The organism is Escherichia sp. WS1152 (genome assembly GCF_046487665.1).
GTDB classification, from domain to species: domain Bacteria; phylum Pseudomonadota; class Gammaproteobacteria; order Enterobacterales; family Enterobacteriaceae; genus Escherichia; species Escherichia coli.
Map to the genome: position 1 here is coordinate 1 of NZ_JBJQJA010000031.1, position 23,407 is coordinate 23,407.

The 23,407-nt window shown below is 53.5% G+C and carries 27 protein-coding genes; 13 read left to right on the forward strand and 14 right to left on the reverse strand.

The window, feature by feature from the left end; genetic code table 11:
- Window positions 1-185: 185 nt before the first annotated feature.
- Window positions 186-926, reverse strand: coding sequence for a DUF2971 domain-containing protein (locus ACJHW7_RS23970; protein WP_000960228.1), 741 nt, complete (start codon window positions 924-926; stop codon window positions 186-188).
- Window positions 927-1,280: 354 nt separating this feature from the next.
- Here ACJHW7_RS23970 and ACJHW7_RS23975 point away from each other — a divergent pair, with 354 nt between their 5' ends.
- The 13 genes from ACJHW7_RS23975 to ACJHW7_RS24035 all read left to right on the forward strand — a co-directional run bounded on the left by ACJHW7_RS23975 (window position 1,281) and on the right by ACJHW7_RS24035 (window position 11,111).
- Window positions 1,281-2,153, forward strand: a complete 873-nt coding sequence (locus ACJHW7_RS23975; protein ID WP_040235177.1) for a GTPase family protein — start codon at window positions 1,281-1,283, stop codon at window positions 2,151-2,153.
- Window positions 2,154-2,524: 371 nt separating this feature from the next.
- A complete protein-coding gene (locus tag ACJHW7_RS23980; RefSeq protein ID WP_072847890.1) occupies window positions 2,525-5,371 on the forward strand; it encodes an Ag43/Cah family autotransporter adhesin in 2,847 nt (948 codons plus the stop codon).
- Window positions 5,372-5,441: 70 nt separating this feature from the next.
- Window positions 5,442-5,675, forward strand: coding sequence for a DUF905 family protein (locus ACJHW7_RS23985; protein ID WP_001117568.1), 234 nt, complete (start codon window positions 5,442-5,444; stop codon window positions 5,673-5,675).
- A gap of 89 nt (window positions 5,676-5,764) precedes the next feature.
- Window positions 5,765-6,583, forward strand: a complete 819-nt coding sequence (locus tag ACJHW7_RS23990) for a DUF932 domain-containing protein (RefSeq protein WP_040235173.1) — start codon at window positions 5,765-5,767, stop codon at window positions 6,581-6,583.
- 91 nt (window positions 6,584-6,674) lie between these two features.
- Window positions 6,675-7,160 carry an antirestriction protein gene (locus ACJHW7_RS23995; RefSeq protein WP_040235172.1) on the forward strand — a complete coding sequence of 162 codons (486 nt, stop codon included), beginning with the start codon at window positions 6,675-6,677 and terminating at the stop codon, window positions 7,158-7,160.
- A 15-nt stretch (window positions 7,161-7,175) separates the two neighbouring features.
- Window positions 7,176-7,652, forward strand: a complete 477-nt coding sequence (locus ACJHW7_RS24000; protein WP_001297237.1) for a RadC family protein — start codon at window positions 7,176-7,178, stop codon at window positions 7,650-7,652.
- 68 nt (window positions 7,653-7,720) lie between these two features.
- Window positions 7,721-7,942, forward strand: coding sequence for a DUF987 domain-containing protein (locus ACJHW7_RS24005; RefSeq protein WP_000692312.1), 222 nt, complete (start codon window positions 7,721-7,723; stop codon window positions 7,940-7,942).
- Window positions 7,943-7,960: 18 nt separating this feature from the next.
- Window positions 7,961-8,605, forward strand: coding sequence for a hypothetical protein (locus ACJHW7_RS24010; RefSeq protein WP_001774605.1), 645 nt, complete (start codon window positions 7,961-7,963; stop codon window positions 8,603-8,605).
- A 49-nt stretch (window positions 8,606-8,654) separates the two neighbouring features.
- The gene (gene cbeA / locus ACJHW7_RS24015; protein ID WP_001774606.1) at window positions 8,655-9,023 is read left to right on the forward strand and encodes a type IV toxin-antitoxin system cytoskeleton bundling-enhancing antitoxin CbeA; all 369 of its coding nucleotides are present in this window, start codon (window positions 8,655-8,657) and stop codon (window positions 9,021-9,023) included.
- Between the two features lie 89 nt (window positions 9,024-9,112).
- Window positions 9,113-9,490, forward strand: a complete 378-nt coding sequence (locus ACJHW7_RS24020; RefSeq protein ID WP_001774607.1) for a TA system toxin CbtA family protein — start codon at window positions 9,113-9,115, stop codon at window positions 9,488-9,490.
- Entirely contained in the window at window positions 9,487-9,975 is a 489-nt protein-coding gene (locus tag ACJHW7_RS24025; protein WP_001774608.1) for a DUF5983 family protein, read from the forward strand. The genes ACJHW7_RS24020 and ACJHW7_RS24025 overlap by 4 nt, the downstream gene beginning before the upstream one ends.
- Before the next feature lie 11 nt (window positions 9,976-9,986).
- Window positions 9,987-10,184 carry a DUF957 domain-containing protein gene (locus ACJHW7_RS24030; RefSeq protein WP_032152719.1) on the forward strand — a complete coding sequence of 66 codons (198 nt, stop codon included), beginning with the start codon at window positions 9,987-9,989 and terminating at the stop codon, window positions 10,182-10,184.
- A gap of 84 nt (window positions 10,185-10,268) precedes the next feature.
- Window positions 10,269-11,111 carry a DUF4942 domain-containing protein gene (locus tag ACJHW7_RS24035; protein ID WP_040235333.1) on the forward strand — a complete coding sequence of 281 codons (843 nt, stop codon included), beginning with the start codon at window positions 10,269-10,271 and terminating at the stop codon, window positions 11,109-11,111.
- Window positions 11,112-11,391: 280 nt separating this feature from the next.
- On the opposite strand, the gene yghD is transcribed toward ACJHW7_RS24035, so the two are convergent.
- The 13 genes from yghD to pppA form a co-directional block, all read right to left on the reverse strand.
- Window positions 11,392-11,928, reverse strand: a complete 537-nt coding sequence (gene yghD, locus ACJHW7_RS24040; protein ID WP_000942790.1) for a GspM family type II secretion system protein YghD — start codon at window positions 11,926-11,928, stop codon at window positions 11,392-11,394.
- Between the two features lies 1 nt (window position 11,929).
- Window positions 11,930-13,108, reverse strand: coding sequence for a type II secretion system protein GspL (gspL, locus tag ACJHW7_RS24045; RefSeq protein ID WP_021557196.1), 1,179 nt, complete (start codon window positions 13,106-13,108; stop codon window positions 11,930-11,932).
- On the reverse strand, window positions 13,105-14,082 hold the full coding sequence (gspK, locus tag ACJHW7_RS24050) for a type II secretion system minor pseudopilin GspK (RefSeq protein ID WP_021557197.1): 978 nt from the start codon (window positions 14,080-14,082) through the stop codon (window positions 13,105-13,107). Before gspK ends, gspL begins: the two co-directional genes overlap by 4 nt.
- Window positions 14,079-14,684: a type II secretion system minor pseudopilin GspJ gene (gene gspJ, locus ACJHW7_RS24055; RefSeq protein WP_021557198.1), complete on the reverse strand. Its 606-nt coding sequence runs from the start codon at window positions 14,682-14,684 to the stop codon at window positions 14,079-14,081. The genes gspK and gspJ overlap by 4 nt, the downstream gene beginning before the upstream one ends.
- The gene (gene gspI / locus ACJHW7_RS24060; protein WP_021557199.1) at window positions 14,681-15,052 is read right to left on the reverse strand and encodes a type II secretion system minor pseudopilin GspI; all 372 of its coding nucleotides are present in this window, start codon (window positions 15,050-15,052) and stop codon (window positions 14,681-14,683) included. Before gspI ends, gspJ begins: the two co-directional genes overlap by 4 nt.
- The gene (gene gspH, locus ACJHW7_RS24065) at window positions 15,049-15,612 is read right to left on the reverse strand and encodes a type II secretion system minor pseudopilin GspH (protein WP_001613816.1); all 564 of its coding nucleotides are present in this window, start codon (window positions 15,610-15,612) and stop codon (window positions 15,049-15,051) included. Before gspH ends, gspI begins: the two co-directional genes overlap by 4 nt.
- Before the next feature lie 3 nt (window positions 15,613-15,615).
- Window positions 15,616-16,071 (reverse strand): type II secretion system major pseudopilin GspG, encoded by a 456-nt coding sequence (gspG, locus tag ACJHW7_RS24070; protein ID WP_001087289.1) that lies wholly within the window; start codon window positions 16,069-16,071, stop codon window positions 15,616-15,618.
- Between the two features lie 16 nt (window positions 16,072-16,087).
- Window positions 16,088-17,311, reverse strand: coding sequence for a type II secretion system inner membrane protein GspF (gene gspF, locus ACJHW7_RS24075; protein ID WP_021557200.1), 1,224 nt, complete (start codon window positions 17,309-17,311; stop codon window positions 16,088-16,090).
- Window positions 17,311-18,804, reverse strand: a complete 1,494-nt coding sequence (gspE, locus tag ACJHW7_RS24080) for a type II secretion system ATPase GspE (RefSeq protein ID WP_000249348.1) — start codon at window positions 18,802-18,804, stop codon at window positions 17,311-17,313. The genes gspF and gspE overlap by 1 nt, the downstream gene beginning before the upstream one ends.
- Window positions 18,804-20,864: a type II secretion system secretin GspD gene (gspD, locus tag ACJHW7_RS24085; RefSeq protein WP_000498829.1), complete on the reverse strand. Its 2,061-nt coding sequence runs from the start codon at window positions 20,862-20,864 to the stop codon at window positions 18,804-18,806. Before gspD ends, gspE begins: the two co-directional genes overlap by 1 nt.
- Window positions 20,865-20,893: 29 nt before the next feature.
- A complete protein-coding gene (gspC, locus tag ACJHW7_RS24090; RefSeq protein WP_024227187.1) occupies window positions 20,894-21,853 on the reverse strand; it encodes a type II secretion system protein GspC in 960 nt (319 codons plus the stop codon).
- Between the two features lie 17 nt (window positions 21,854-21,870).
- A complete protein-coding gene (gene gspS2, locus ACJHW7_RS24095; RefSeq protein ID WP_021557202.1) occupies window positions 21,871-22,281 on the reverse strand; it encodes a type II secretion system pilot lipoprotein GspS-beta in 411 nt (136 codons plus the stop codon).
- Window positions 22,282-22,346: 65 nt separating this feature from the next.
- Window positions 22,347-23,156 (reverse strand): prepilin peptidase PppA, encoded by an 810-nt coding sequence (gene pppA / locus ACJHW7_RS24100; RefSeq protein WP_000895883.1) that lies wholly within the window; start codon window positions 23,154-23,156, stop codon window positions 22,347-22,349.
- Window positions 23,157-23,407 lie beyond the last annotated feature (251 nt).

Consider the following 23,407-nt stretch of genomic DNA (forward strand, 5'->3'; position numbering starts at 1 on the left):
GAGAGACATCATTATGAAACGCTCAACTTACGCTAGCTGAACATACATTTTGACGTCCGCTTTTGGTACGAAGCGGAAAAGTTACATGAACTGAAGGTCCGCTGCGAGCGAACAGCAGACATTCAATCGATCGTGATGTATTTACAATACTTAACATTAGTTAATGTATATATGTTTTTACGTAATTATATCGGTTGAAAATAAATGTCAAATTTATCACTGTACAAATTTCCTTTATAGTAATTAACATTTGGGTCCGTAATTATACTTCTTACCAAATGTATATCTGACATATCTGTCTTGCAGCCGAAATAAACAGAAATTAATTCTGCGGGCCAAGGATGTAACTCATTACCTTGCTCAACTACATGCCTCCACTCCTGCTCGTATTCCCAATGTTTAGATTTTGTATGTAATATTCTAATTTTATTAGATAATGTATCGACTTCATTTAAAATTGAACTTGCCTGTATCGATGGATAATTATCATTGTAATTCATCGGCCTAGTTATTTTATCATCTGCTAAGGCTGTGCCGGCGATGCGTTTAAACTCTAAGCACATACCTTTATGTTCAGAAGCATAATGCGACCACATCAGCAAATTTTTGTTACTGCTTGCTAGTGAAAGAATACCTAACTTTTCTAAACCGCTTTTAAATCTGTCCAAAAGTTCATCAAGAGAACGTTTTTTGGAAACCATTACATCTGACATATCTTCACCAAAAATGGCTGATAATTTTTCAGAGTCCATTTCCCGTTCGTACACATGCCTTTGTCCTCTCACATAAAATTGGGTGTCAAAAGGATCGTTAAATCCTGCCGGTTTTGAGTACCAGATTTTCCGCTGTGCAAGAGCACTTAATTGATTCTTACCGATAGGGCAGTATTTGAATAGAGATGTAATTTCAGGCTTTATCACTAGCATTCCTATGATTTTTTCAATGTTAACATAATTAATTATGTAACTTTACTATCACAAGTTCAGATTGTAATCTTCTGATTATAAGATAAAAACTCGCATATACTCTCATAAGAAAATGTATCTTGGTTACATAATTAAAACATTCTAACAAAATCGTTTCCGGAATACTTTAATCTTCTTGAATTATGTTAGTAACGTCCGCTACTGGCACAGAGCGGACTGTCAGATTAGATTCAGACCTGTATCAGCCACATATACCTGCATTCCAAATAATTTCAGACATATATTATCTCCGTGAGTCCCCCGCCACCTTTCCGGTGTGCGGGGGTTTTGTCTTTTTTCACCGGGAATACATGTATGAATCCGTCTGATGCCATTGAGGCAATTGAAAAACCGCTCTCCTCCCTGCCTTACTCACTTTCCCGTCACATCCTGGAACATCTGCGCAAACTCACCAGTCACGAACCCGTGATTGGCATTATGGGGAAAAGCGGGGCCGGTAAATCCTCACTCTGTAATGCACTGTTTCAGGGGGAGGTCACCCCGGTCAGTGATGTTCACGCCGGCACCCGGGAAGTGCGGCGCTTCCGTCTGAGTGGCCACGGTCACAGTATGATTATCACTGACCTGCCCGGGGTGGGCGAGAGCCGGGACAGGGATGCAGAGTATGAAGCCCTGTACCGTGACATTCTGCCTGAACTTGACCTGGTACTGTGGCTGATTAAAGCCGATGACCGTGCCCTGTCTGTGGATGAGTATTTCTGGCGACACATCCTGCACCGGGGACATCAGCAGGTGCTGTTTGTGGTGACGCAGGCCGACAAAACGGAGCCCTGCCATGAATGGGATATGGCCGGCATTCAGCCTTCTCCCGCACAGGCACAGAATATTCGCGAAAAAACGGAGGCGGTATTCCGTCTGTTCCGGCCCGTACATCCGGTTGTGGCCGTATCGGCCCGCACCGGCTGGGAACTGGATACGCTGGTCAGTGCGCTCATGACAGCGCTTCCCGACCATGCCGCCAGTCCCCTGATGACCCGCCTGCAGGACGAGCTGCGCACGGAATCTGTCCGGTCTCAGGCCCGTGAACAGTTTACCGGTGCGGTGGACCGGATATTTGACACAGCGGAGAGCGTCTGTATTGCCTCTGTTGCACGCACGGTTCTGCGTGCCGTCCGTGACACGGTGGTCTCTGTTGCCCGCGCTGTATGGAACTGGATTTTCTTCTGAACAGTCTGCCAGGGAAATGCCTGATAACATTACGTTAACCAACTGAAAACATGACACAAACCCCTCATACTCCTCCTGTTTCTCTTGCGTGACCGCCTTGTCGTTAATAGAATAAAACGATCGATAAAACAGGTATCGATCGTTACTATCGATCGTTTATAGTGGTTAATGGTCTGCGAAAAGGCAGCTGAATCTCTTCATCATGCAGAACGGAATTGCACACAACGGACTGATACTTCTCTGGCGGATGAGAGAAGGGAAGCATTTATGCCCGGGAAAAACCACTTTATCTGACCATGCTGTTTTGTACCTGCCGGTATCCACATTTGTGGGTACCGGCTTTTTTATTCACCCTCTGTAAGGAAAAGCTGATGAAACGACATCTGAACACCAGCTACAGGCTGGTATGGAATCACATTACGGGCACCCTGGTGGTGGCCTCCGAACTGGCCCGCTCACGGGGAAAACGCGCCGGTGTGGCGGTTGCACTGTCTCTTGCTGCTGTCACATCAGTCCCGGCACTGGCTGCTGACACGGTTGTACAGGCGGGAGAAACCGTGAACGACGGAACACTGACAAATCATGACAACCAGATTGTCCTCGGTACGGCCAACGGAATGACCATCAGTACCGGGCTGGAGTATGGGCCGGATAACGAGGCCAATACCGGCGGACAATGGATACAAAATGGCGGTATCGCCAACAACACTACTGTCACCGGTGGTGGTCTTCAGAGAGTGAATGCCGGAGGAAGCGTTTCAGACACGGTTATCAGTGCCGGAGGAGGACAGAGCCTTCAGGGGCAGGCAGTGAACACCACTCTGAACGGCGGTGAGCAGTGGGTACATGAAGGCGGGATTGCAACGGGTACCGTCATTAATGAGAAGGGCTGGCAGGCCGTCAAATCCGGCGCAATGGCAACCGACACGGTTGTGAATACCGGCGCAGAAGGAGGACCGGATGCGGAAAATGCTGATACCGGACAGTTTGTTCGCGGAGATGCCGTACGTACCACCATCAATAAAAATGGTCGTCAGATTGTGGTAGCCACCGGAGTGGCAAACACCACGGTGGTTTATGCCGGCGGCGACCAGACGGTACATGGTCACGCACTGGATACCACGCTGAATGGGGGGTACCAGTATGTGCACAACGGAGGTACAACGTCTGACACTGTTGTGAACAGTGACGGCTGGCAGATTATCAAGGAAGGTGGTCTGGCGGATTTCACCACCGTTAACCAGAAAGGCAAACTGCAGGTGAACGCCGGTGGTACAGCCACGAATGTCACCCTGAAGCAGGGAGGCGCACTGGTCACCAGTACGGCGGCAACCGTCACCGGCAGCAACCGTCTGGGCAATTTCGCGGTGGAAAACGGTAAGGCTGACGGTGTTGTTCTGGAGTCCGGCGGTCGTCTGGATGTACTGGAGGGTCATTCAGCGCAGAAAACACGGGTGGATGACGGCGGTACCCTGGCAGTGTCTGCCGGTGGTAAGGCGACAGGTGTCACCATGACATCCGGTGGTGCCCTGATTGCAGACAGTGGTGCCACTGTTGAGGGGACCAATGCCAGCGGTAAGTTCAGTATTGATGGCATATCCGGTCAGGCCAGCGGCCTGCTGCTGGAAAATGGCGGCAGCTTTACGGTTAATGCCGGGGGACAGGCTGGCAACACCACTGTCGGACATCGTGGAACACTGACGCTGGCTGCCGGGGGAAGTCTGAGTGGCAGAACACAGCTCAGTAAAGGCGCCAGCATGGTACTGAATGGTGATGTGGTCAGTACCGGCGATATTGTTAACGCAGGGGAGATTCGCTTTGATAATCAGACGACACAGGATGCCGTCCTGAGCCGTGCTGTTGCAAAAGGCGACGCCCCGGTAACGTTCCATAAACTGACCACCAGTAACCTCACCGGTCAGGGTGGCACCATCAATATGCGTGTTCGCCTTGATGGCAGCAATGCCTCTGACCAGCTGGTGATTAATGGTGGTCAGGCAACCGGCAAAACCTGGCTTGCGTTTACAAATGTCGGAAACAGTAACCTCGGGGTGGCAACCTCCGGACAGGGTATCCGGGTTGTGGATGCACAGAATGGTGCCACCACAGAAGAAGGTGCATTTGCTCTGAGTCGCCCGCTTCAGGCCGGCGCCTTTAACTACACCCTGAACCGTGACAGCGATGAAGACTGGTACCTGCGCAGTGAAAATGCTTATCGTGCTGAAGTCCCCCTGTATACATCCATGTTGACACAGGCAATGGACTATGACCGGATTCTGGCAGGCTCCCGCAGCCATCAGACCGGTGTAAACGGTGAAAATAACAGCGTCCGTCTCAGCATTCAGGGCGGTCATCTCGGTCACGATAACAACGGCGGTATTGCCCGTGGAGCCACGCCGGAAAGCAGCGGCAGCTATGGCTTCGTCCGTCTGGAGGGTGACCTGCTGAGAACAGAGGTTGCCGGTATGTCTCTGACGACAGGGGTATATGGTGCTGCAGGCCATTCTTCCGTTGATGTTAAGGATGATGACGGTTCCCGCGCCGGCACGGTCCGGGATGATGCCGGCAGCCTGGGCGGATACCTGAATCTGACACACACGTCCTCCGGCCTGTGGGCTGACATTGTGGCACAGGGAACCCGCCACAGCATGAAAGCGTCATCGGACAATAACGACTTCCGCGCCCGGGGCTGGGGCTGGCTGGGCTCACTGGAAACCGGTCTGCCCTTCAGTATCACTGACAATCTGATGCTGGAGCCGCAACTGCAGTACACCTGGCAGGGACTCTCCCTGGATGACGGCCAGGATAACGCCGGTTATGTGAAGTTCGGGCATGGCAGTGCACAACATGTGCGTGCCGGCTTCCGTCTGGGCAGCCACAACGATATGAACTTTGGTAAAGGCACCTCATCCCGTGACACCCTGCGCGACAGTGCCAAACACAGTGTGCGTGAACTGCAGGTGAACTGGTGGGTACAGCCTTCTGTTATCCGCACCTTCAGCTCCCGGGGGGACATGAGCATGGGTACAGCCGCAGCCGGCAGTAACATGACGTTCTCACCGTCCCGGAATGGCACGACACTGGACCTGCAGGCCGGACTGGAAGCCCGTGTCCGGGAAAATATCACCCTGGGCGTTCAGGCCGGTTATGCCCACAGTGTCAGCGGCAGCAGCGCTGAAGGTTATAACGGTCAGGCCACACTGAATGTGACTTTCTGATAATCAGGTCACTCCCCTTCAGGCCCCGGTCATCATGACCGGGGCCTTTTACTTACAGGGAGCAACAGATATGCCAGGTTGTACATCACGTTTATTGCCCGAAGGCCCTTTCTCACGCAACCAGGCTCTTGCCGTCACAACGGCTTACCTTAATGTGCTTATTGAAGATGACCAGGGAACGCATTTCCGGCTGGTGATCCGCAACGCTGAAGGCCAGCTACGCTGGCGCTGCTGGAATTTTGAACCTGATGCCGGAAAACAGCTAAACCCGTATCTCGCCAGCGAGGGAATTCTCAGGCAATAAACGTCTTCATTTCATCCATCAGGCCGCGTCTTCTCCGGGAGACGCGGCCTTTTCATTTATACCGCTAACTCATTCATAAGGAGCAAAGTATGCAATTAGCCAGTCGTTTTGGTCATGTAAATCAGATACGCCGTGACCGTCCGCTGACACACGAAGAACTGATGCGCCATGTACCGAGTATTTTTGGGGAAAACCGACATACCTCCCGAAGTGAACACTATGCGTACATTCCCACTATCACCGTCCTGGAAAATCTGCAGCAGGAAGGCTTTCAGCCGTTCTTTGCCTGCCAGACCCGCGTGCGCGACCAGAGCCGCCGGGAATACACCAAACACATGCTGCGTCTGCGGCGTGACGGGGAGATAACCGGACAACATGTCCCTGAAATTATTCTGCTCAACTCCCATGACGGTACCTCCAGCTACCAGATGCTACCGGGTTACTTCAGATTCGTCTGCCAGAACGGCTGCGTCTGTGGTCAGTCTCTGGGGGAAGTGCGTGTTCCACACCGGGGAAATGTAGTGGAGAAAGTTATCGAAGGGGCTTACGAGGTGGTGGGCGTGTTTGACCGGATTGAGGAAAAGCGTGATGCCATGCAGTCGCTGATTCTGCCGCCACCGGCACGTCAGGCGCTGGCACAGGCGGCACTGACTTACCGTTATGGTGACGAACATCAGCCCGTCACCACCGCCGACATTCTGACGCCACGACGCCGGGAGGATTACGGTAAGGACCTGTGGAGTGCTTATCAGACCATCCAGGAGAATATGCTGAAAGGCGGGATTTCCGGTCGCAGCGCTAAAGGAAAACGTATCCACACCCGGGCCATTCACAGCATCGACACGGACATTAAGCTCAATCGCGCATTGTGGGTGATGGCAGAAACGCTGCTGGAGAGCATGCGCTGATGCTGTTTCCCTGAAAGTGCAGCCCTGACTCACGTCTGTACCAGTCCTCAGGCATTCTTCCATTCATTTACTTTTTATAAGGAATAATCTCATGACAACCTTTTCGCATAGCTCCACCACACCTTCTGTTTCCGTAACTACTGCACCAGGGAATAACCAGCCCCAACTGGTTGCTACTCCCGTCCCTGATGAACAACGTATCAGCTTCTGGCCGCAGCACTTTGGCCTCATTCCACAGTGGGTGACCCTGGAGCCCCGTGTCTTCGGCTGGATGGACCGTCTGTGTGAAGACTACTGCGGTGGTATCTGGAATCTGTACACCCTGAATAACGGCGGCGCATTTATGGCGCCCGAACCGGATGAAGATGATGGAGAAACCTGGGTGCTGTTCAATGCCATGAATGGTAACCGCGCTGAAATGGGCCCGGAAGCTGCTGGTATTGCCGCCTGTCTGATGACGTACAGCCATCACGCCTGTCGTACAGAGAATTATGCCATGACGGTTCATTATTACCGTCTACGGGATTACGCCCTGCAGCATCCGGAATGCAGCGCCATTATGCGCATCATCGACTGAATGGAGAGAAGTACAATGCAACAGCTTTCCTTTCTGCCCGGAGAGATGACGCCCGGCGAGCGCAGCCTCATTCAACGGGCCCTGAAAACCCTGGACCGCCATCTTCATGAACCCGGCGTGGCCTTCACCTCCACCCGTGCGGCACGAGAATGGCTGATTCTGAACATGGCGGGACTGGAGCGTGAAGAGTTCCGGGTGCTGTATCTGAACAACCAGAATCAGCTGATTGCCGGTGAAACCCTCTTCACCGGCACCATCAACCGCACGGAAGTCCATCCCCGTGAAGTGATTAAACGCGCCCTGTATCACAATGCCGCTGCTGTGGTGCTGACACACAATCACCCGTCCGGTGAAGTCACACCCAGCAAGGCAGACCGCCTTATCACGGAACGTCTGGTACAGGCACTGGGCCTGGTGGATATCCGGGTGCCGGACCATCTGATAGTCGGTGGCAGCCAGGTTTTCTCCTTTGCCGAACATGGTCTGCTTTAACCCGTCACCGTCACAACCACATCACACCTGTTTTCACTTTTATCTTCTGTCTTCAGAGGTATCCCACTATGAAAATCATCACCCGTGGTGAAGCCATGCGTATTCACCAACAGCATCCTGCATCCCGTCTTTTTCCGTTCTGCACCGGCAAATACCGCTGGCACGGCAGCACTGAAGCGTATACCGGTCGTGAAGTGCAGGATATTCCCGGTGTACTGGCCGTGTTTGCAGAACGCCGTAAGGACAGTTTTGGCCCGTATGTCCGGCTGATGAGCGTCACCCTGAACTGAGCCAGGAAGGGAATTCTGATGAACAGAATTATCACCACCACCGTGTATACACTGAATGAGCTATCCTCCACCGCACAGGAAAAAGCCCGCGACGGGTACCGTCAGCATCATGCTGACAGCAACTGGTATGAAAACGTGTATGAAGACTTCAGGGAGGTCTGTGGCATTTTCGGAATTGACCTCCGCCAGCGCGTTTTCCGGCTCAGCAACGGCAGGTTTATGGAGGAGCCGAGCATCTGGTTCAGCGGATTCTGCAGCCAGGGGGACGGAGCCTGTTTTGAAGGACGCTGGCACTGGCAGCCAGCGACAGTCAGAAGAATCCGGAAGTATGCCCCACAGGAGCATGAACTTCATCGTATCGCGGATGCCCTGCAGGCGGTGCAAAAGCGTAACTTCTGGCAACTGCAGGCTGAAATCCACCACAGGGGACGCTACTGCCATCCGTACAGCATGGATATCACCGTCACCCAGAACAGTCCGACTGGTCAGACTATGACAACCGATGCGGAAGCCGCTGTCAGCGAAGCCCTGCGCGGCCTGGCCTTCTGGTTGTACCGTCAACTGGAAAACGAGTACGACTGGCTGACCTCAGACGCCGCTGTGGATGAGGCCCTACTCATCAACGAATACACCTTCACCGAAGCCGGTCTGCGCGCCGGCTGACCCGTCATCGTTAAACTATCATTCACCGATTTTCTGTGAGGATTTTATCGTGTCAGACACACTCTCCGGGACAACGCATCCCGATGACAATCATGACCGTCCCTGGTGGGGACTACCCTGCACCGTGACGCCCTGTTTCGGCGCCCGTCTGGTGCAGGAGGGCAATCAGTTGCATTACCTTGCCGACCGCGCCGGTATCAGAGGCCGGTTCAGCGACGCGGATGCGTACCATCTGGACCAGGCCTTTCCGCTGCTGATGAAACAACTGGAGCTCATGCTCACCAGCGGTGAACTGAATCCCCGCCATCAGCATACCGTGACACTGTATGCGAAGGGGCTGACCTGTGAAGCCGACACCCTCGGCTCCTGTGGTTACGTTTATCTGGCTGTTTATCCGACACCCGAAATGAAAAATTAACTCTCCGGAATAACCTTCTGCTCCGGCCTGGTGTTTTCACCACGCCACTTTTCCATTTTTCATCTCTGCATATCAGGAAAATCTTCAGTATGAAAACATTACCCGACACGCATGTACGGGAGGCATCGCGCTGCCCGCCTCCCGTCACCATCTGGCAGACACTGCTGTCCCGGTTGCTGGACCAGCACTATGGCCTCACACTGAATGACACACCGTTCGCCGATGAACGTGTGATTGAGCAGCATATTGAAGCTGGCATTTCACTGTGTGATACGGTGAACTTTCTCGTTGAAAAATACGCACTGATACGTACCGACCAGCCGGGATTCAGCGCCTGTACCCGCTCTCAGTTAATAAACAGTATTGATATTCTCCGGGCTCGCAGGGCAACCGGCCTGATGACCCGCGATAACTACAGAACGGTAAATAACATTACCCAGGGGAAACATCCGGAGGCGAAACAATGAAACTGGCCCTGACGCTGGAAGCCGACAGCATTAACGTGCAGGCACTGAACATGGGACGCATTGTCGTTGACGTCGATGGTGTTAATCTCGCTGAACTGATTAACGTGGTCTGTGATAATGGCCACTCCCTTCGTGTTGTTGATGCATCTGACCGGGCCTCAACAGACTGCATGCCACCATTTGCTGTCCTGACCGGTATACACTGCAGTACCGCACATATCACGGAAACGGACAACGCCTGGCTGTACTCGCTGTCACACCAGACCAGTGACTTCGGTGAATCAGAATGGATTCATTTTACCGGCAGCGGCTATCTGTTACGTACTGATGCGTGGCCGTATCCGGTTCTGCGGCTTAAGCGCCTGGGGCTGTCAAAAACGTTCCGCCGTCTGGTTGTCACACTTACCCGACGTTATGGTGTCAGTCTCATTCATCTGGATGCCAGCGCTGAATGCCTGCCGGGTTTACCCACTTTCAACTGGTAACCAGGAGCAACATGAAATCATTAACCACGGAAACCGCACTGGATATTCTGATTGCGTGGCTGCAGGACAATATCGACTGCGAATCCGGAATTATCTTTGACAACAATGAGGATAAAACGGATTCGGCAGCACTGTTGTCCTGTATTGAACAGGCGAGGGAGGATATCCATACCCTGCGCCAACTGCCGCTTCTGCACCAGAACCGGTGAATCTCACTCACCAGACTTCATTCCACTGACGCCAGCCTGAATACGGCTGGCGTTTTCGTTTATAAACCAAAAGGAAAAACGATGATGTCAGATATCACAATCTCCCGCCCGGAACTGGTCAACGGGCATACGGACGTTATCTGCTCAACCAGTATCCGCCACATTCTGGCTGTACGAAAGAGTGCGCTGCTGCAAATCGACACACTTATCCGGCAACTGGCAGAAATCTCAGTACTGACAGAAAGTATTGGAGGTAAAACCGCCCTGGACTGGGCGATGAAACAGGATTTTCGCTGCGGCTGCTGGCTGATGGAGAAACCGGAAACCGCAATGAAAGCCATCACACGCAATCTCGATCGCGAAATCTGGCGTGACCTGATGCAACGTTCCGGGATGCAGAGTCTGATGGATGCGCAGACCCGGGACACATGGTACAGGTCACTGGAATATGATAATTTTCCGGAAATCAGTGAAGCGAACATTCTGAGCACATTTGAACAACTGCACCAGAATAAGGATGAAGTGTTTGAGCGGGGAGTGCTCAACGTCTTCAAAGGGCTGAGCTGGGATTACAAAACCAACTCACCCTGTAAATTTGGCAGTAAAATTATCGTCAACAATCTGGTGAGGTGGGACCAGTGGGGATTTCATCTTATCAGTGGAATGCAGGCAGATCGCCTGGCTGACCTGGAAAGAATGTTGCATCTGCTCAGCGGTAAACCGATCCCCGACAACCGGGGGAATATCACCATTAATCTGGATGACCACATACAATCCGTTCAGGGTAAAGGACGCTATGAAGATGAGATGTTCATCATTAAATACTTTAAGAAGGGATCTGCACACATCACTTTCAAAAGGCTGGAGCTGATTGACAGAATTAACGATATAATAGCCAGGCACTTTCCTTCTGTGCTCTCAGCCTGATCCCGAGTGTGATTCCCTTTCGATATCAAAAGGGACTGCGGGTATAATTGAGGGTACATTTTTAATCAAACCAAACAAATTATATTAATATCAATATGATAAAAGAAATCTTCGATTCCGAGTCCGGCACCACTAATTCTTAAGAACCCGCCCACAAGGCGGGTTTTTGCTTTTGGATCTGACAATAACCTTCACGAAAAAAATTAGCTTATAAAGTCTGGGGGAATTACTCTCGCCACGTTAACGAGAGTAATTTTATTGATATTAATCTCCTGATACTTTACCCCCGTCCAAACTCCAGCCGCTGCACATTCACCATCCCAGGCTTCTCAGCAGCACTGACATCAATTTGTGTCACCCGCAGCGCATATTTTTCATCCAGTGCGTTTAACCATTTCAGCAGGTCATTAAACACCACAGGTTCTATCCAGACCTGAATATTCTCCCCACGCTCGGCTATCCGCCTGATGACCACCGAGTGCGCGGAAGCACTGTCACTGATGACCCGCGATACCTGCGCAGGCGTTGTTGTGGCAGATTTTCGCGCTGCAATAATATCCGGCGCGGCGTTCTTCAGTCGGGTGTTCATTGCCACCAGCTGCTGCAACATCGTCTCCTGTTGTTCTATCCGTTCGCTCAACGGCTGCCAGATGAGGACGTAATATCCGACGCTAAACAGGAACACCACCGCTGCCAGTAACATGCCCTTTTCACGCGGAGAACGCCCCGCCAGGTGTTGTGCCAGCCAGTGTTCGCCACGGCTTAACTGGCGTTCACGCCATTGCTGAAAATAGTGAATAAATTTATCGCGTAACATGTTATTTCCTCCGCAACATTACGCCGCCGGAAACCGCATCACCCTCTTTCTGTAACGCGTCCTGTTGCACAACATAATCGGTTGCCAGTGCACTACGCAGTTTGTCGAAACTGGCAAAGTTTGCTGCCCGCAACTGGAGGTGAAGCGTCTGGCGTTTTTGATCAAAGGTGAAACCACACATTTCGATGTCGGAAAGTGACGCTGATTTCAGGGTGCTGGCTATCGCTGACAACTCGGCGAGCAGCCGGGTATCGTCGGCCTGTGGGCGATATTTTTTCAGCGCCATCGTCACCTGAGAGCGTAAATTCACAATCCGCTTCTGCTCCGGGAACAACGTTAAGAACTGTTTCTCAGCCTGGTCGCGGCTTTGCGCCACCTGTTCGCTGACGCTCCATAACGTCACGCCCCGTTCCACTGCCAGCGCAACCAGAATCAGCAATATCGGCAGAATCATCACTCGCCAGCGCGCCCACTGTTTTCGGTAGCTGACGCGAGGCTGCCACGGCCCTGTTAGCAGGTTCCCTTCCGGTTCGCCATAAGTGGTAATGGCTGGCAGAGCCGTAACGGTCAGGCGTTCAGCGTCTGCGCCAGCCCATGCTGATAGTTCTTCCGGTGCAATGCCGACTACAGTTAGCGAAAGCGGTAAATCCTGCTCATTGAGCTGGGCGCGGAACATGACCGGAGCCAGCGCCAGCCCGGCGCTCCATCCACGGCATTCATCGATGCGGCAAATAATTCGCTGTGCATCGCCAGCCATATAACCACAAGGCATGGACATCCAGTCCGGTGCAACGGTGGCGCGGGTGATGCCGTTTGCCTGCAACCACTGCGCAATGTTGCGCATATGCTGCTGGTGAATCACTGCCACGGTTGCCTGTTGCTGGTCGATTTTCAACGCGGCAAAATGCAGTTCGTCGATATCCTGGTTCAGCTCCTCTTCCAGTAAGGCGGGCAGAATAGTCGGTATCTGCTTGCGGGGGATATCAGGCAGTTCAACCTGCCAGACGCTGATCCATTCGCCGGGAATGTAGAGTCGAATCGCATCAGTTTGCAGCCATTGCTGGAGACGTTCGTCAGCAACGTCAGGCCAGATACCGTGCTCCACGTCGGGTGTACGGCGCTGCCAGCGGATGGTGTCGGAGGCGCAAAGCGGGAAAAAAATCTCAAGCATGGAACTCACTCACTTTCTCCTGTCTGATGCCAGAGAACCGAAAAGTGTTGTGGGCCCATGCGGACAATTAACGAGTTCATCGTCAGTTCAATCTCATTCACGGTGATATCTGAACGCAGCCAGAAGTAATTGCTGTCCACGCTCAGGACGGTTTTTAGCTGTTTTTTAGTACGCTCATCGACGTCAGCAAGTAGCGGCTGTGCAAGAAACTGATCGACATCTTCCCAGCCCTTCGCCGGACGTTGTTGTAATAACGCCCGCGCCTGAACAGGGCTTAACCACGGGTCAAACAGCGCCTCAAGAATCACACTTTGCGTGACGTCTAAGGTATTGATGTTGATTTGCTGGCGGGTCATCGGCAGCGCACAGACCAGCGGTTTCAGTTTTTGATAAAGTCCGGCGTCCATTCCCTGTACCACGCGCATCTCGCTGATATCAGCCAGCGGTTGATTGGCGGCGTAGAACGGCACCGAACGGGCAAGATACTCACTGTCTTCACGCCCCAGACGCGTCTGCACACTGCGGCCTTCGTCAATAAACTCCCACAGGCTTTCAGCAATTAATTCGGCCCGATAAGCAGGCACATCGAGGCGCGTGATCAGGGCAATCAGTTGTTGTACCGCGAGCGGACGCGACGCCGTCGTCGGCTGAGCGAGGGCATTCAGGTTAAAGCAGGCCTGTGCGTCACGCAGAGTGACGGCGATTTGCCCCTGCGGCAGTGGGAAAAAACGAGGGCCAGAAGCCCACGGCTGTGCCAGATGCACACGTTGTTCATTTTTCAGACTCAGACTGAGCGCGCTCAACGCCAGGCTTTCAGCACTGGCGCTGTACCATAGCGCCTGCTGGTACTCCTGCTGGCTGCGCGTTCGCCCAAGTTGTTGCTGCATCCGCCCGGAAAGCGTGATGGTTACCAGCATCATGACCGCCAGCAATACCAGCACCACGACCAGTGCCATTCCGCGTTTTGGTGGTGAGCTGATCATGATAATTGCGGCCCGCGTAACAACCAGATGCGTTCAATCTCGCCCCATTGCGGCGAGTGCAGGGTCATGCGTACCGCCACTGGGATCGCCTGAAGTGATGACCAGCTCTCCTGCCAGCGTGTGCCGTCGTAGAACTGCAAACGGAGCGAATCCGCCGGAATCAACTTTTGCGTTGTTGGCTTCACGCTGCCTGCTGCGTCGGTCAGCGGCCAGGCTAACCGTTCGAGATAACCGTCATGAATGCGGTAACCGACGGTGAGCAGATTACTGCGCGGCAGACGCATCAACGGATTAACCACGCCGCCGCGTACAAAGCGCATTCCTTCACTCTCAGACGCCAGCACGCCAGCGCCCGCCAGTAACGCTGATTCACGCTGGCCCTGATCGCCTCTTACCGGACGCGGCATCATTTGTGTCAGATCGTGGGTCAGAAAACTCATCGTTTGCTGCATGAGGTTTAGTTTTTGATCGTGATCGGCGACGGCACTATTCACACGTGTGACGCCGTTTGTCACCTGCTGCGCCATCAGTGCCAGTGAGGCAAAAATGGCTATCGCCACCAGCATTTCCAGTAACGTGAAACCAGCGCGAGTCCTTCTCACTGTTGGCCTCCCACGGCGCTAAACCAGGCGCGTCGTGACTGAATTACCGACGAAAAGTCTTCGTGAAGGCTGACTTCAATATCCACCGCCTGGAGCAGCGCGTTGCCTGTATTCTGCGGTGTGGTTCGCCAGTACCAGCGGCTTCCAGCCATATCGCTCTCGCCCTGATGCCTGACCGCCCGTTGTTCATGGGTCATCAGGTAGAGCAGCGCGGTCTGGTTTTCAGCCACCCAGCCTGCTACCGTTTTCTCCTCAAGAACGTGCTGATTACTCAGCGCACCGCTGGCAATCTGTAACACCGCCGTGGCAGCCAGCGCAAAAATCGCCAGTGCGAGCATCACTTCCAGCAAGGTAAATCCGCGCTTCATGGCATCCTCTCATCACATTGACTGAGGGATAACGCGCCATCGTGTGCCAGTTTTACCGCCCAACATGCGTTTTGCGCCGCTGAGTAGAAGCGCAGCGTAAACGGCGTGGCGGGTTCAAAAGGCGAAAAACGGATCTGCGGCGTCTTCTTTTTCGCCTCTTTTTGCAACTCCAGTTCAATATCGTGCAGCGTCAGGCGACGACGTTGCAGCTCCAGCGCATATTCCTTCTGCCAGATATCACTTCCGGGTTGTAACAGCATCTGCACCTGTTTCGGCACCGTAACCTGTGCCGATAACCGGGTCGCAGAAACGGGCAACCACTGCCTCTGACGACGCTGCATAAACTGGTATCCCGGCGGGTCGATTAGTACACCGAGTGTCTGCCCTTCGATCACTGCCCTGTCTTTAAACTGCGCAAAGCGAGTCAGAAAATCCTGCGCCGCTTTTTTCGCGGGCGATTCAGAATCGGTCGCAAACGTCTGTACCACGCCCGCACTGGCAAGGCCGATAAGGAAAATCACCAGCATGATTTCCAGAAGTGTGAATCCGCGTTCAGGCACTGCTTACTGAAACTCCTGCAAATTCCAGTTACCGATATCTGCGCCAGCGCCTTCCCCGTTTTCCTGACCATCCGCCCCCAGGGTATAAACATCAAACAGCCCTTTTTCACCCGGGCTGAGATACTGATAATCATTGCCCCACGGATCCTTTGGCAGTCGTTTAATGTATCCACCAGTACGGTAGTTGCGGGCGTCCGCCATATTGGCTGGCTGCTGGATCAGCGCCTCAAGCCCCTGCTCGGTAGTTGGATAACGCCCGTTATCCAGTCGGTACATATCCAGTGCGTTTTCCAGCGCCACGATATCGCTGATGGCTTTTTGCCGATCCGCTTTCTCTTTGTTGCCCAACAGGTTAGGCACCACCAGACTTGCCAGGACGCCAAGAATAACAATCACCACCATCACTTCCAGCAGGGTAAAACCTGCCCGTGGTTTTTGTGTGCGGGATAACGAATTCATGTGATAACTCCGTAAATTACATTCCAACCATATTGTTCAGTTGCAGCATCGGCTCGAGGATGGCGATGACGATAAACAGCACCACGCCCGCCATCATCACCACCAGCGCCGGTTCAAACAGCCCTAACGCCAGCCCCACCTGGGTATCAAATTCCCGTTCCTGGTTGACCGCTGCCTGCTCAAGCATGGCTTCCAGTTCGCCGCTCTGTTCGCCGGAGGCGATCATGTACAGCATCATCGGTGGGAACAGGTGCAACTCCGCCAGTGCAGCGCGCAGACTGCTTCCTTCGCGGACGCGATCTGCCGCCAGCAGCAGTTGTTGCTCGACATAGCGATTTGCCGACACGGCGGCAGCGGTCTGAATCCCTTCCAGCAGCGGAACACTGCTGGCGGTGAGGATGCTTAAGGTGCGGGAAAACCGCGCCGTATTCAGTCCGCGCGCAACACGCCCTGTCACGGGCAGGCGCAGCAAGGTTTTGTCCCAGCGCAGGCGCATAACAGGATTTTTGAGTAGCCGTTGCCCCAGCACCAGAAGCGCCAGCAATCCCGCCAGCCAGTAAACGCCGCTGGCCTGTAACGCGTCACTCATGGCGATAAGCGCGCGGGTGGTGGCGGGCAGCGCGTGTCCGAGGTGATCGAACTGTTCGATGATTTTCGGCACCACTGCCGTCAGCAAAATAGTGACCACGCCCGTTGCCACCACCAGCAGAACCAGCGGATAGAGCATGGCCTGCAATAGACGTGATTTCAGGCGCTGTCGCTGTTCGGTGTAATCCGCCAGGCGATTAAGCACCACGTCGAGATGCCCGGATTTTTCTCCGGCAGCCACCATCGAACAAAACAGGGAATCAAAGACGCGGGGATGTTCGCGCAGGCTGTCCGACAGGGTGTAACCTTCCTGAATCCGGCTGCGCAGCGCCATTCCGAGGCTTTTTACATGCAGTTTTTCACTTTGCTCACTGACCGCCTGTAAGCAGGTTTCCAGCGGCATTGCTGCCTGCACCAGCGTTGCCAGTTGGCGCGTGAACAGCGCCAGATCTGCCGACGCCACGCGACGATGTGCGTGTCGCCGACGCTGCAACATTCCCCCTGCCGAAGCATTCATCCGGGCTTCAATGTGCATGGGAATGAGATCTTTACCGCGCAACAACTGGCGGGCATGACGCGCGGAATCCGCCTCAATCATGCCTTTGGTTTTGCGACCATTACGCTCCAGCGCCTGATAGTAAAACAGTGCCATTACGCCTCCATGGTTACCCGCAGAACTTCATCGAGAGAGGTTTCTCCGGCGAGCACTTTCTCAATGCCGTTGCTGCGGATGCCCGCAGAGTGTTGCCGGACATAACGTTCCAGCTCCAGTTCCCCGGCCTGACGGTGGATCAAATCACGCAATGTGGCATCCACCACGATCAGCTCATGGATGGCAGTACGTCCGCGGAAACCTTTATGATTACAGGCGGGGCAGCCCTGCGGATGGTACAGAGTGACGGTACGCGCGTCGGTAATTCCCAGCAGGCGTTTTTCTTCGTCAGTGGCAGGCGCGGGCTGGCGGCAGTCGGGGCACAGCGTGCGAACCAGTCGCTGCGCCATCACGCCCGTCAGACTGGAAGAGAGCAGGAAAGGCTCCACGCCCATATCCTGCAAACGCGTGATCGCCCCCACCGCCGTGTTGGTATGCAGCGTGGAAAGGACCAGGTGTCCGGTAAGTGAAGCCTGGACGGCGATTTCTGCGGTTTCGGTATCGCGGATTTCACCGACCATCACCACATCCGGGTCCTGACGCAAAATCGCGCGCAGGCCACGGGCAAAGGTCATGCCGACGCGGGTGTTAACCTGTGTCTGACCAATTCCTTCAATCATGTATTCGATGGGGTCTTCAACCGTGAGAATATTGCGCGAATGGTTGTTCAGCTCCTGCAATCCGGCGTACAGCGTGGTGCTTTTTCCGGAACCCGTCGGCCCCGTTACCAGAAAGATGCCGTGCGGTTTGTGTAACAGCTGGCGCAACTGCGCGGTCAGTTGCTGGCTAAGCCCCAGACGCTCCAGCGTCAGGCGGGCCTGGTTTTTGTCCAGCAGTCGCAGCACCACGCGCTCGCCCCAGGCGGAGGGCATGGTGGAGACACGCACGTCAATCGCCCGACCGCCCAGCAGCAGCGCAATACGTCCATCCTGCGGTACGCGCTTTTCGGCGATATCCAGCCGTGCCATCACCTTGATACGCGATACCAGCAGCGAGGCCAGTTTGCGCCCCGGGCGCAGCATTTCATGTAATGTGCCGTCAACGCGAAAACGGATCACCAGACTCTTTTCAAACGTCTCGATGTGAATATCCGAAGCGCCTTCTTTAATCGCCTCTGCCAGCATGGCGTTGATCAGTTTGATGATCGGCGCATCGTCGTCACTTTCCAGCAGATCTTCCGTTTCCGGCAGTTCTTCAGCGAGAGTAAAAAAGTCCTCAGCAGAACCGAGATCTTCCATTAGCTGGCGGGCCTCGGAAGAGTCCCGCTGCCAGACCGCATTCAGTCGCTGTTCAAATTCGGCCTCGTCGATTTGCCGCAGCGTAAAGGGCGCGTTCAGCCCCCGCTGCAGCTCCTGCAAAACAGAGAGCGACAACGGATGCACATGGAGGATCTCCAGCGACGCTTCGCACCATGCCACCAGGCTAAACCGACGGCTGAAACTGTAGGGCAGACGCACGGTGTTAGCGGTGGTTTCCTGTGCTACAGGCACCATTAACGCGTTCTCCCGGCATTAAGGAACGCACGTACTTCCGGCGGTAAGGCCTGGTTTTGCGCTGGCAGTACCGGCTGCGCGGTGTGCGGCATCAGGCTTAAGCCTTGCTCATCGCGATAGATCTGTTCGGCGCGCATATAGTTATATTTGCGCTGCGACACGCCGTCTGCCGCCATACCGTCACGCAGAATGGTCGGACGGATAAACACCATCAGGTTACGTTTTTCTTTTTTATCCGCCGTCGATTTAAACAGGTTACCAATCAACGGGATATCGCCCAGCAGCGGCACTTTCGCCACACTTTCTCCCGCCTGGTCGTCCATCAGACCGCCAAGCACGATCAGTTCACCATCGTTAGCCAGCACGGTGGTCTTCAGTTTGCGCTCACCAAACACCACGTCGAGGCTGGTCTGTCCTTCCACCTTCGAGACTTCCTGCTCAATCACCATCTGTACCGCGTTACCTTCGTTAATCTGCGGCGTGACTTTCAGCATGATGCCGACTTTTTTCCTCTCTACTGTATTGAAAGGATTGCTGTTATTGGAGCCAACGGTAGAGCCGGTTAATACCGGAACGTCCTGACCCACCATGAAGAAGGCTTCCTGGTTGTCCAGCGTGGTGATGCTCGGCGTGGAGAGAACGTTCGAGCTGGAGTCGTTTTTAACCGCCTGTACCAGCGCCATCCAGTCGCCTTTCACCACGCCAACCGCCGTACCGCTAAAGCCGGAAAGAAGCTGGGCGAGCGTGGAGAGATCGCCGTTGGTATCCGGATTAATGGTGGTTGCGCCGTTTTCACTGATCACCGTCGAGCCTTTCTGCGGTTTCGCCTGAGAAATGGCTGCGCCCAGCGTACCGATAGGGATCTGCGTACCATTAGCAAACTGCATTAATCCGGCATCTTTCGACGCCCACTGCACGCCGAAGTTGATATTACTGCCTTCGGCCACTTCCACGATCAACGCCTCGACGTGCACCTGAGCACGGCGAATATCCAGTTGTTCAATCACGCTTTGCAGCGACTGCATGATGTCCTGCGGCGCGGTTACAATCAGGGCATTACTGTGTTTGCTGGCGGCGATGGAGACAACCTCACGCCCGCTACCGACCGTGCCTTCCGCCTCTTCTTTAGCCGCCGTGAGCGTGCCGCTGACCTGCTTCAGTACATCGACCAGATCTTCGGCTTTGCTGTATTTGAGATAGAAAACCTGGCTGTTGCCGCTGCGCTCCATTTCTGAGTCCAGCCGACGGATCAGGCGGCGCATTTTGTCCCGCGTGGCCGGGTCACCACTGACAATCACACTGTTGGTGCGTTCGTCGGCGACAATTTGAGATTTCAGCGTCGCAGGCTGGTTCTCGCCGCTGTTTTTCGTCAGGCTTTCCAGCACGCGGGCGATTTCCGAAGCCGAGGCGTTATCCAGCGGGATCACCTCTTCAGTGCGATTACCCGCGTGATCCACACGCTGGATCACTTCCGTCAGCCGCTCCACGACGGAGGCGCGTCCGGTGAGCATAATCACGTTGGAGGGATCGTAATTAACAACGTTGCCTGAGCCTGCGCTGTCGATCATCTGGCGCAGAATCGGTGCCAGCTCGCGTACCGACACATTACGTACCGGCACTACTTTGGTGACCATTTCATCGCCCGCGTAGTTGTCGCTGCCTTCACCAACCAGCGGCAGCGGCTCGACTTTCGCGGCACTGGATTTCACCACCTTCAGCACGTCGTTTTCCATCGGTACGACCGCATACCCCTGTGCTTCCAGCAGGTTAAGGAATAACTGGTAATACTGGCGTTCATTGAGCGGAGTCATAGTGCGAATACTCACTTTCCCCTGAACGCCCGGCCCCATAATGATGGTTTTATTAAGGTTAGCGCCGACGGTTTCGATGAACGATTTCAGGTCGGTATCTTTAAAATTAGCGGTGAAAGTGGCTTCTTCCGCCCAGACCGGTGAACTGCATAATGCCGCTGCCAACACCAGCGGCAGTAAACGCTTTTTTGTTTTGAGGCCAGTTGTCTTCTTACGCCAGACCGACAACGTAATATCACGCCAAAACACGATGAATGATTCTCCTGGATTAAATGCGGTTAGCGCAGCGCGATGGAAATGTCGTGGCGCGCACCCTTGCGTAAAACCGTAAGTTGAATGGAATCCATTGAAGGTAACTGCCGCATCAGAGCAATCATTGCTCGTGGATCAGTGAAATCCTGCTGATTGAGCGCAATGGCGATATCGCCTTCCTTGAAACCGCTGGCATCGAACAGAGAACGATCTGCCCCCGGTTTCACTGCATAACCGACAATTCCCTCCTTACGCACAGGCGTAAGCTGGATATAGTTAAAAATTTTCTGCGGATCTTTCGCCAGTGCCTGACGCACGGCAGTCGGGATCTCAACTGGCGCACTGACAGCAGGTTCAGCAACAGCTTGCTTTGCTTCGTCACTGATGGCTTTTTTGTTGGTCACGGCTACGGTGGAACGCTCCTCTTCAACCAGGCTCAGGCGCTCTATTTTTCCCTGATAGCGCAGCATCACATGGTCGCGGTTGATTTCCTCAATCACCGCGTTGTGAGAACCAAGCCGTTCCCCCTGCAAATAGACCTGCTGTTTGCCACCTTCTTCAATAACCGCGCCGGGTCTGGCACCAAAGGCGATCCCGCGCAGCACCACATTAAGACGCGTTTCGGCCACAGGTGCAGGTTCGGGTTGTTTTACCGGTGCGGCGACGGGCTGATATTTGCCAAACCAGTTTTGCTGGCTGATTAATTGCACGTCATTTTTATCGAACGTTTTTGCATCCGTACGGGGCGGTTTATTCACCGATGGAGAAACCACCGTATATTCCGCAGAAAAGGAGAAATAACGCCAGAGTGAATGCGCCACTTTTGCAGAAATAATAAGCAGCATCAGCCAGAACATCCCGCGTGCAATTTTTCGCAGATGCTCTTTGTCTGTATTAAGAGATTGTCTCTGGTTAAGAGTGTGACGAATTTTTGTCAGCCATTGAATGAGATAAATTCGTGCGTCACGAAAAACAACCCGCGCCAATTTATATCTACCCGACGTTATGCTTTGACTATTCCACAGGTGGTACGATCCAGTTTCCGCTGATACTGGTTACCTGTACGTGTATCATTAATCGTTATGCTGTAATTAATTCCCTCAGTGAGCATTAATTTCACCGTTGGGTCAGCGCACATTTGTCGTTGATAGCTGGTTAAAAAGGCGTCTGGCGTCTGCGTGATCTGAGTACCCGCTTCGCTGATAATGGTCATTTTTACCGTCGTGCCGCTACTTTGTGCCAGCACTAAGGTATATCCCGCAGATTTAATCGGCAGGTTTTGGCTGATATTTTGCGCCTGTTTTTTCGCCAGTAAACTGGCATTTTCATTATGGCCGGCACAGCCACTTAATAATCCTGTAACGCTCAACAATAGCGATATTAATACCCTCCCTGGCATTTGTTTTATCGACATGGTAAATAATCTCTAAGGTTATTAATAAGAGTTAAAATGTCACTTTGATAATGACGTGGTTATCATTAAAACAATGCCTGTAGATAAAGTGTTGCTATACCGCCCAGACTTAAACACGGTCCAAAAGGCAGTGTGGTTGATCCTCTTTTTGTAATAACGGCATATATCAGGCCGCAGCATGAGGCGATTAAAGCAACATTGGGCAGTGATAACGGTCCCACCCAACTACCTAAAGCGGCGAACAATAATACATCGCCCATGCCTAATGCTTCTTTACGCAGAACTATTCCGGCTATCCAGCGCAGAGAGTAAAAAGTGATAAACCCCACCAGGACGCCGGTGACTGCATCTTGTAGCGTGAGCGGGCTCTGCTGCGCCCATGCCGCAATTAGTCCCGTCCACAATACGCCCTGAGTAAAAACATCGGGCAGCCATTGGTGATCGAGGTCGATGATGCTCGCGGCAATCAGCCAGGCGGATAATATCATCACCGCCAGCGCCCATCCACTTTCCGGCCACACCAGGCTCGCCAGCAAAAAAGCGAGTGCCGTCAATAACTCCACCAGCGGATAACGCTTGCTGATTTTCGCCTGACAATCACGGCAGCGCCCTTTGAGCATCAGCCAGGAGAGCAGCGGAATATTGTCACGTATCCGGATGGTCTGCTGACAATGTGGGCAGTGCGAACGCGGTAGCGCAAGGCTTATTTTTGACTGCGCACTCGGCATTTCACCATGAAACTCCGCCATTTGTTGGCGCAGCATGATGGGGTAACGCCAAATCACCACATTCAAAAAACTGCCGATGATCAATCCTCCGACGGTAGCCAGTATGGGCATCGCCACGGGGTATTGCTGAAAAACATCAAAAAGCATGGTTAAAGGTTGTTTGTTGTAACTTGCCGGATGCGGCGTAAAACGCCTTATCCGGCCTACAGGTATCTGCCAACGCAAGTAATCGCGGCTTTCCCTGAAGACCCGATAAGATGGCGCATCGGGCATATGTGTTAACCCGATGCGCCTTATTTCATGCCGGATGCGGCGCGAGCGCCTTATCCGGCCTACAGGTGTCTGCCAACGCAAATAAACGCAGCTTTCCCTCTCTGTAGGCCCGATAAGCTTGCGCA

What these genes read in the sequence shown, in the direction of transcription:
- ACJHW7_RS23970 (WP_000960228.1), bottom strand. Translation starts at nt 926, where the DNA reads ATGCTAGTGATAAAGCCTGAAATTACATCTCTATTCAAATACTGCCCT.
- ACJHW7_RS23975 (WP_040235177.1), top strand. Translation starts at nt 1,281, where the DNA reads ATGAATCCGTCTGATGCCATTGAGGCAATTGAAAAACCGCTCTCCTCC.
- ACJHW7_RS23980 (WP_072847890.1), top strand. Translation starts at nt 2,525, where the DNA reads ATGAAACGACATCTGAACACCAGCTACAGGCTGGTATGGAATCACATT.
- ACJHW7_RS23985 (WP_001117568.1), top strand. Translation starts at nt 5,442, where the DNA reads ATGCCAGGTTGTACATCACGTTTATTGCCCGAAGGCCCTTTCTCACGC.
- ACJHW7_RS23990 (WP_040235173.1), top strand. Translation starts at nt 5,765, where the DNA reads ATGCAATTAGCCAGTCGTTTTGGTCATGTAAATCAGATACGCCGTGAC.
- ACJHW7_RS23995 (WP_040235172.1), top strand. Translation starts at nt 6,675, where the DNA reads ATGACAACCTTTTCGCATAGCTCCACCACACCTTCTGTTTCCGTAACT.
- ACJHW7_RS24000 (WP_001297237.1), top strand. Translation starts at nt 7,176, where the DNA reads ATGCAACAGCTTTCCTTTCTGCCCGGAGAGATGACGCCCGGCGAGCGC.
- ACJHW7_RS24005 (WP_000692312.1), top strand. Translation starts at nt 7,721, where the DNA reads ATGAAAATCATCACCCGTGGTGAAGCCATGCGTATTCACCAACAGCAT.
- ACJHW7_RS24010 (WP_001774605.1), top strand. Translation starts at nt 7,961, where the DNA reads ATGAACAGAATTATCACCACCACCGTGTATACACTGAATGAGCTATCC.
- ACJHW7_RS24020 (WP_001774607.1), top strand. Translation starts at nt 9,113, where the DNA reads ATGAAAACATTACCCGACACGCATGTACGGGAGGCATCGCGCTGCCCG.
- ACJHW7_RS24025 (WP_001774608.1), top strand. Translation starts at nt 9,487, where the DNA reads ATGAAACTGGCCCTGACGCTGGAAGCCGACAGCATTAACGTGCAGGCA.
- ACJHW7_RS24030 (WP_032152719.1), top strand. Translation starts at nt 9,987, where the DNA reads ATGAAATCATTAACCACGGAAACCGCACTGGATATTCTGATTGCGTGG.
- ACJHW7_RS24035 (WP_040235333.1), top strand. Translation starts at nt 10,269, where the DNA reads ATGTCAGATATCACAATCTCCCGCCCGGAACTGGTCAACGGGCATACG.
- yghD (WP_000942790.1), bottom strand. Translation starts at nt 11,928, where the DNA reads ATGTTACGCGATAAATTTATTCACTATTTTCAGCAATGGCGTGAACGC.
- gspK (WP_021557197.1), bottom strand. Translation starts at nt 14,082, where the DNA reads ATGATCAGCTCACCACCAAAACGCGGAATGGCACTGGTCGTGGTGCTG.
- gspI (WP_021557199.1), bottom strand. Translation starts at nt 15,052, where the DNA reads ATGAAGCGCGGATTTACCTTGCTGGAAGTGATGCTCGCACTGGCGATT.
- gspG (WP_001087289.1), bottom strand. Translation starts at nt 16,071, where the DNA reads ATGAATTCGTTATCCCGCACACAAAAACCACGGGCAGGTTTTACCCTG.
- gspF (WP_021557200.1), bottom strand. Translation starts at nt 17,311, where the DNA reads ATGGCACTGTTTTACTATCAGGCGCTGGAGCGTAATGGTCGCAAAACC.
- gspE (WP_000249348.1), bottom strand. Translation starts at nt 18,804, where the DNA reads ATGGTGCCTGTAGCACAGGAAACCACCGCTAACACCGTGCGTCTGCCC.
- gspS2 (WP_021557202.1), bottom strand. Translation starts at nt 22,281, where the DNA reads ATGTCGATAAAACAAATGCCAGGGAGGGTATTAATATCGCTATTGTTG.
- pppA (WP_000895883.1), bottom strand. Translation starts at nt 23,156, where the DNA reads ATGCTTTTTGATGTTTTTCAGCAATACCCCGTGGCGATGCCCATACTG.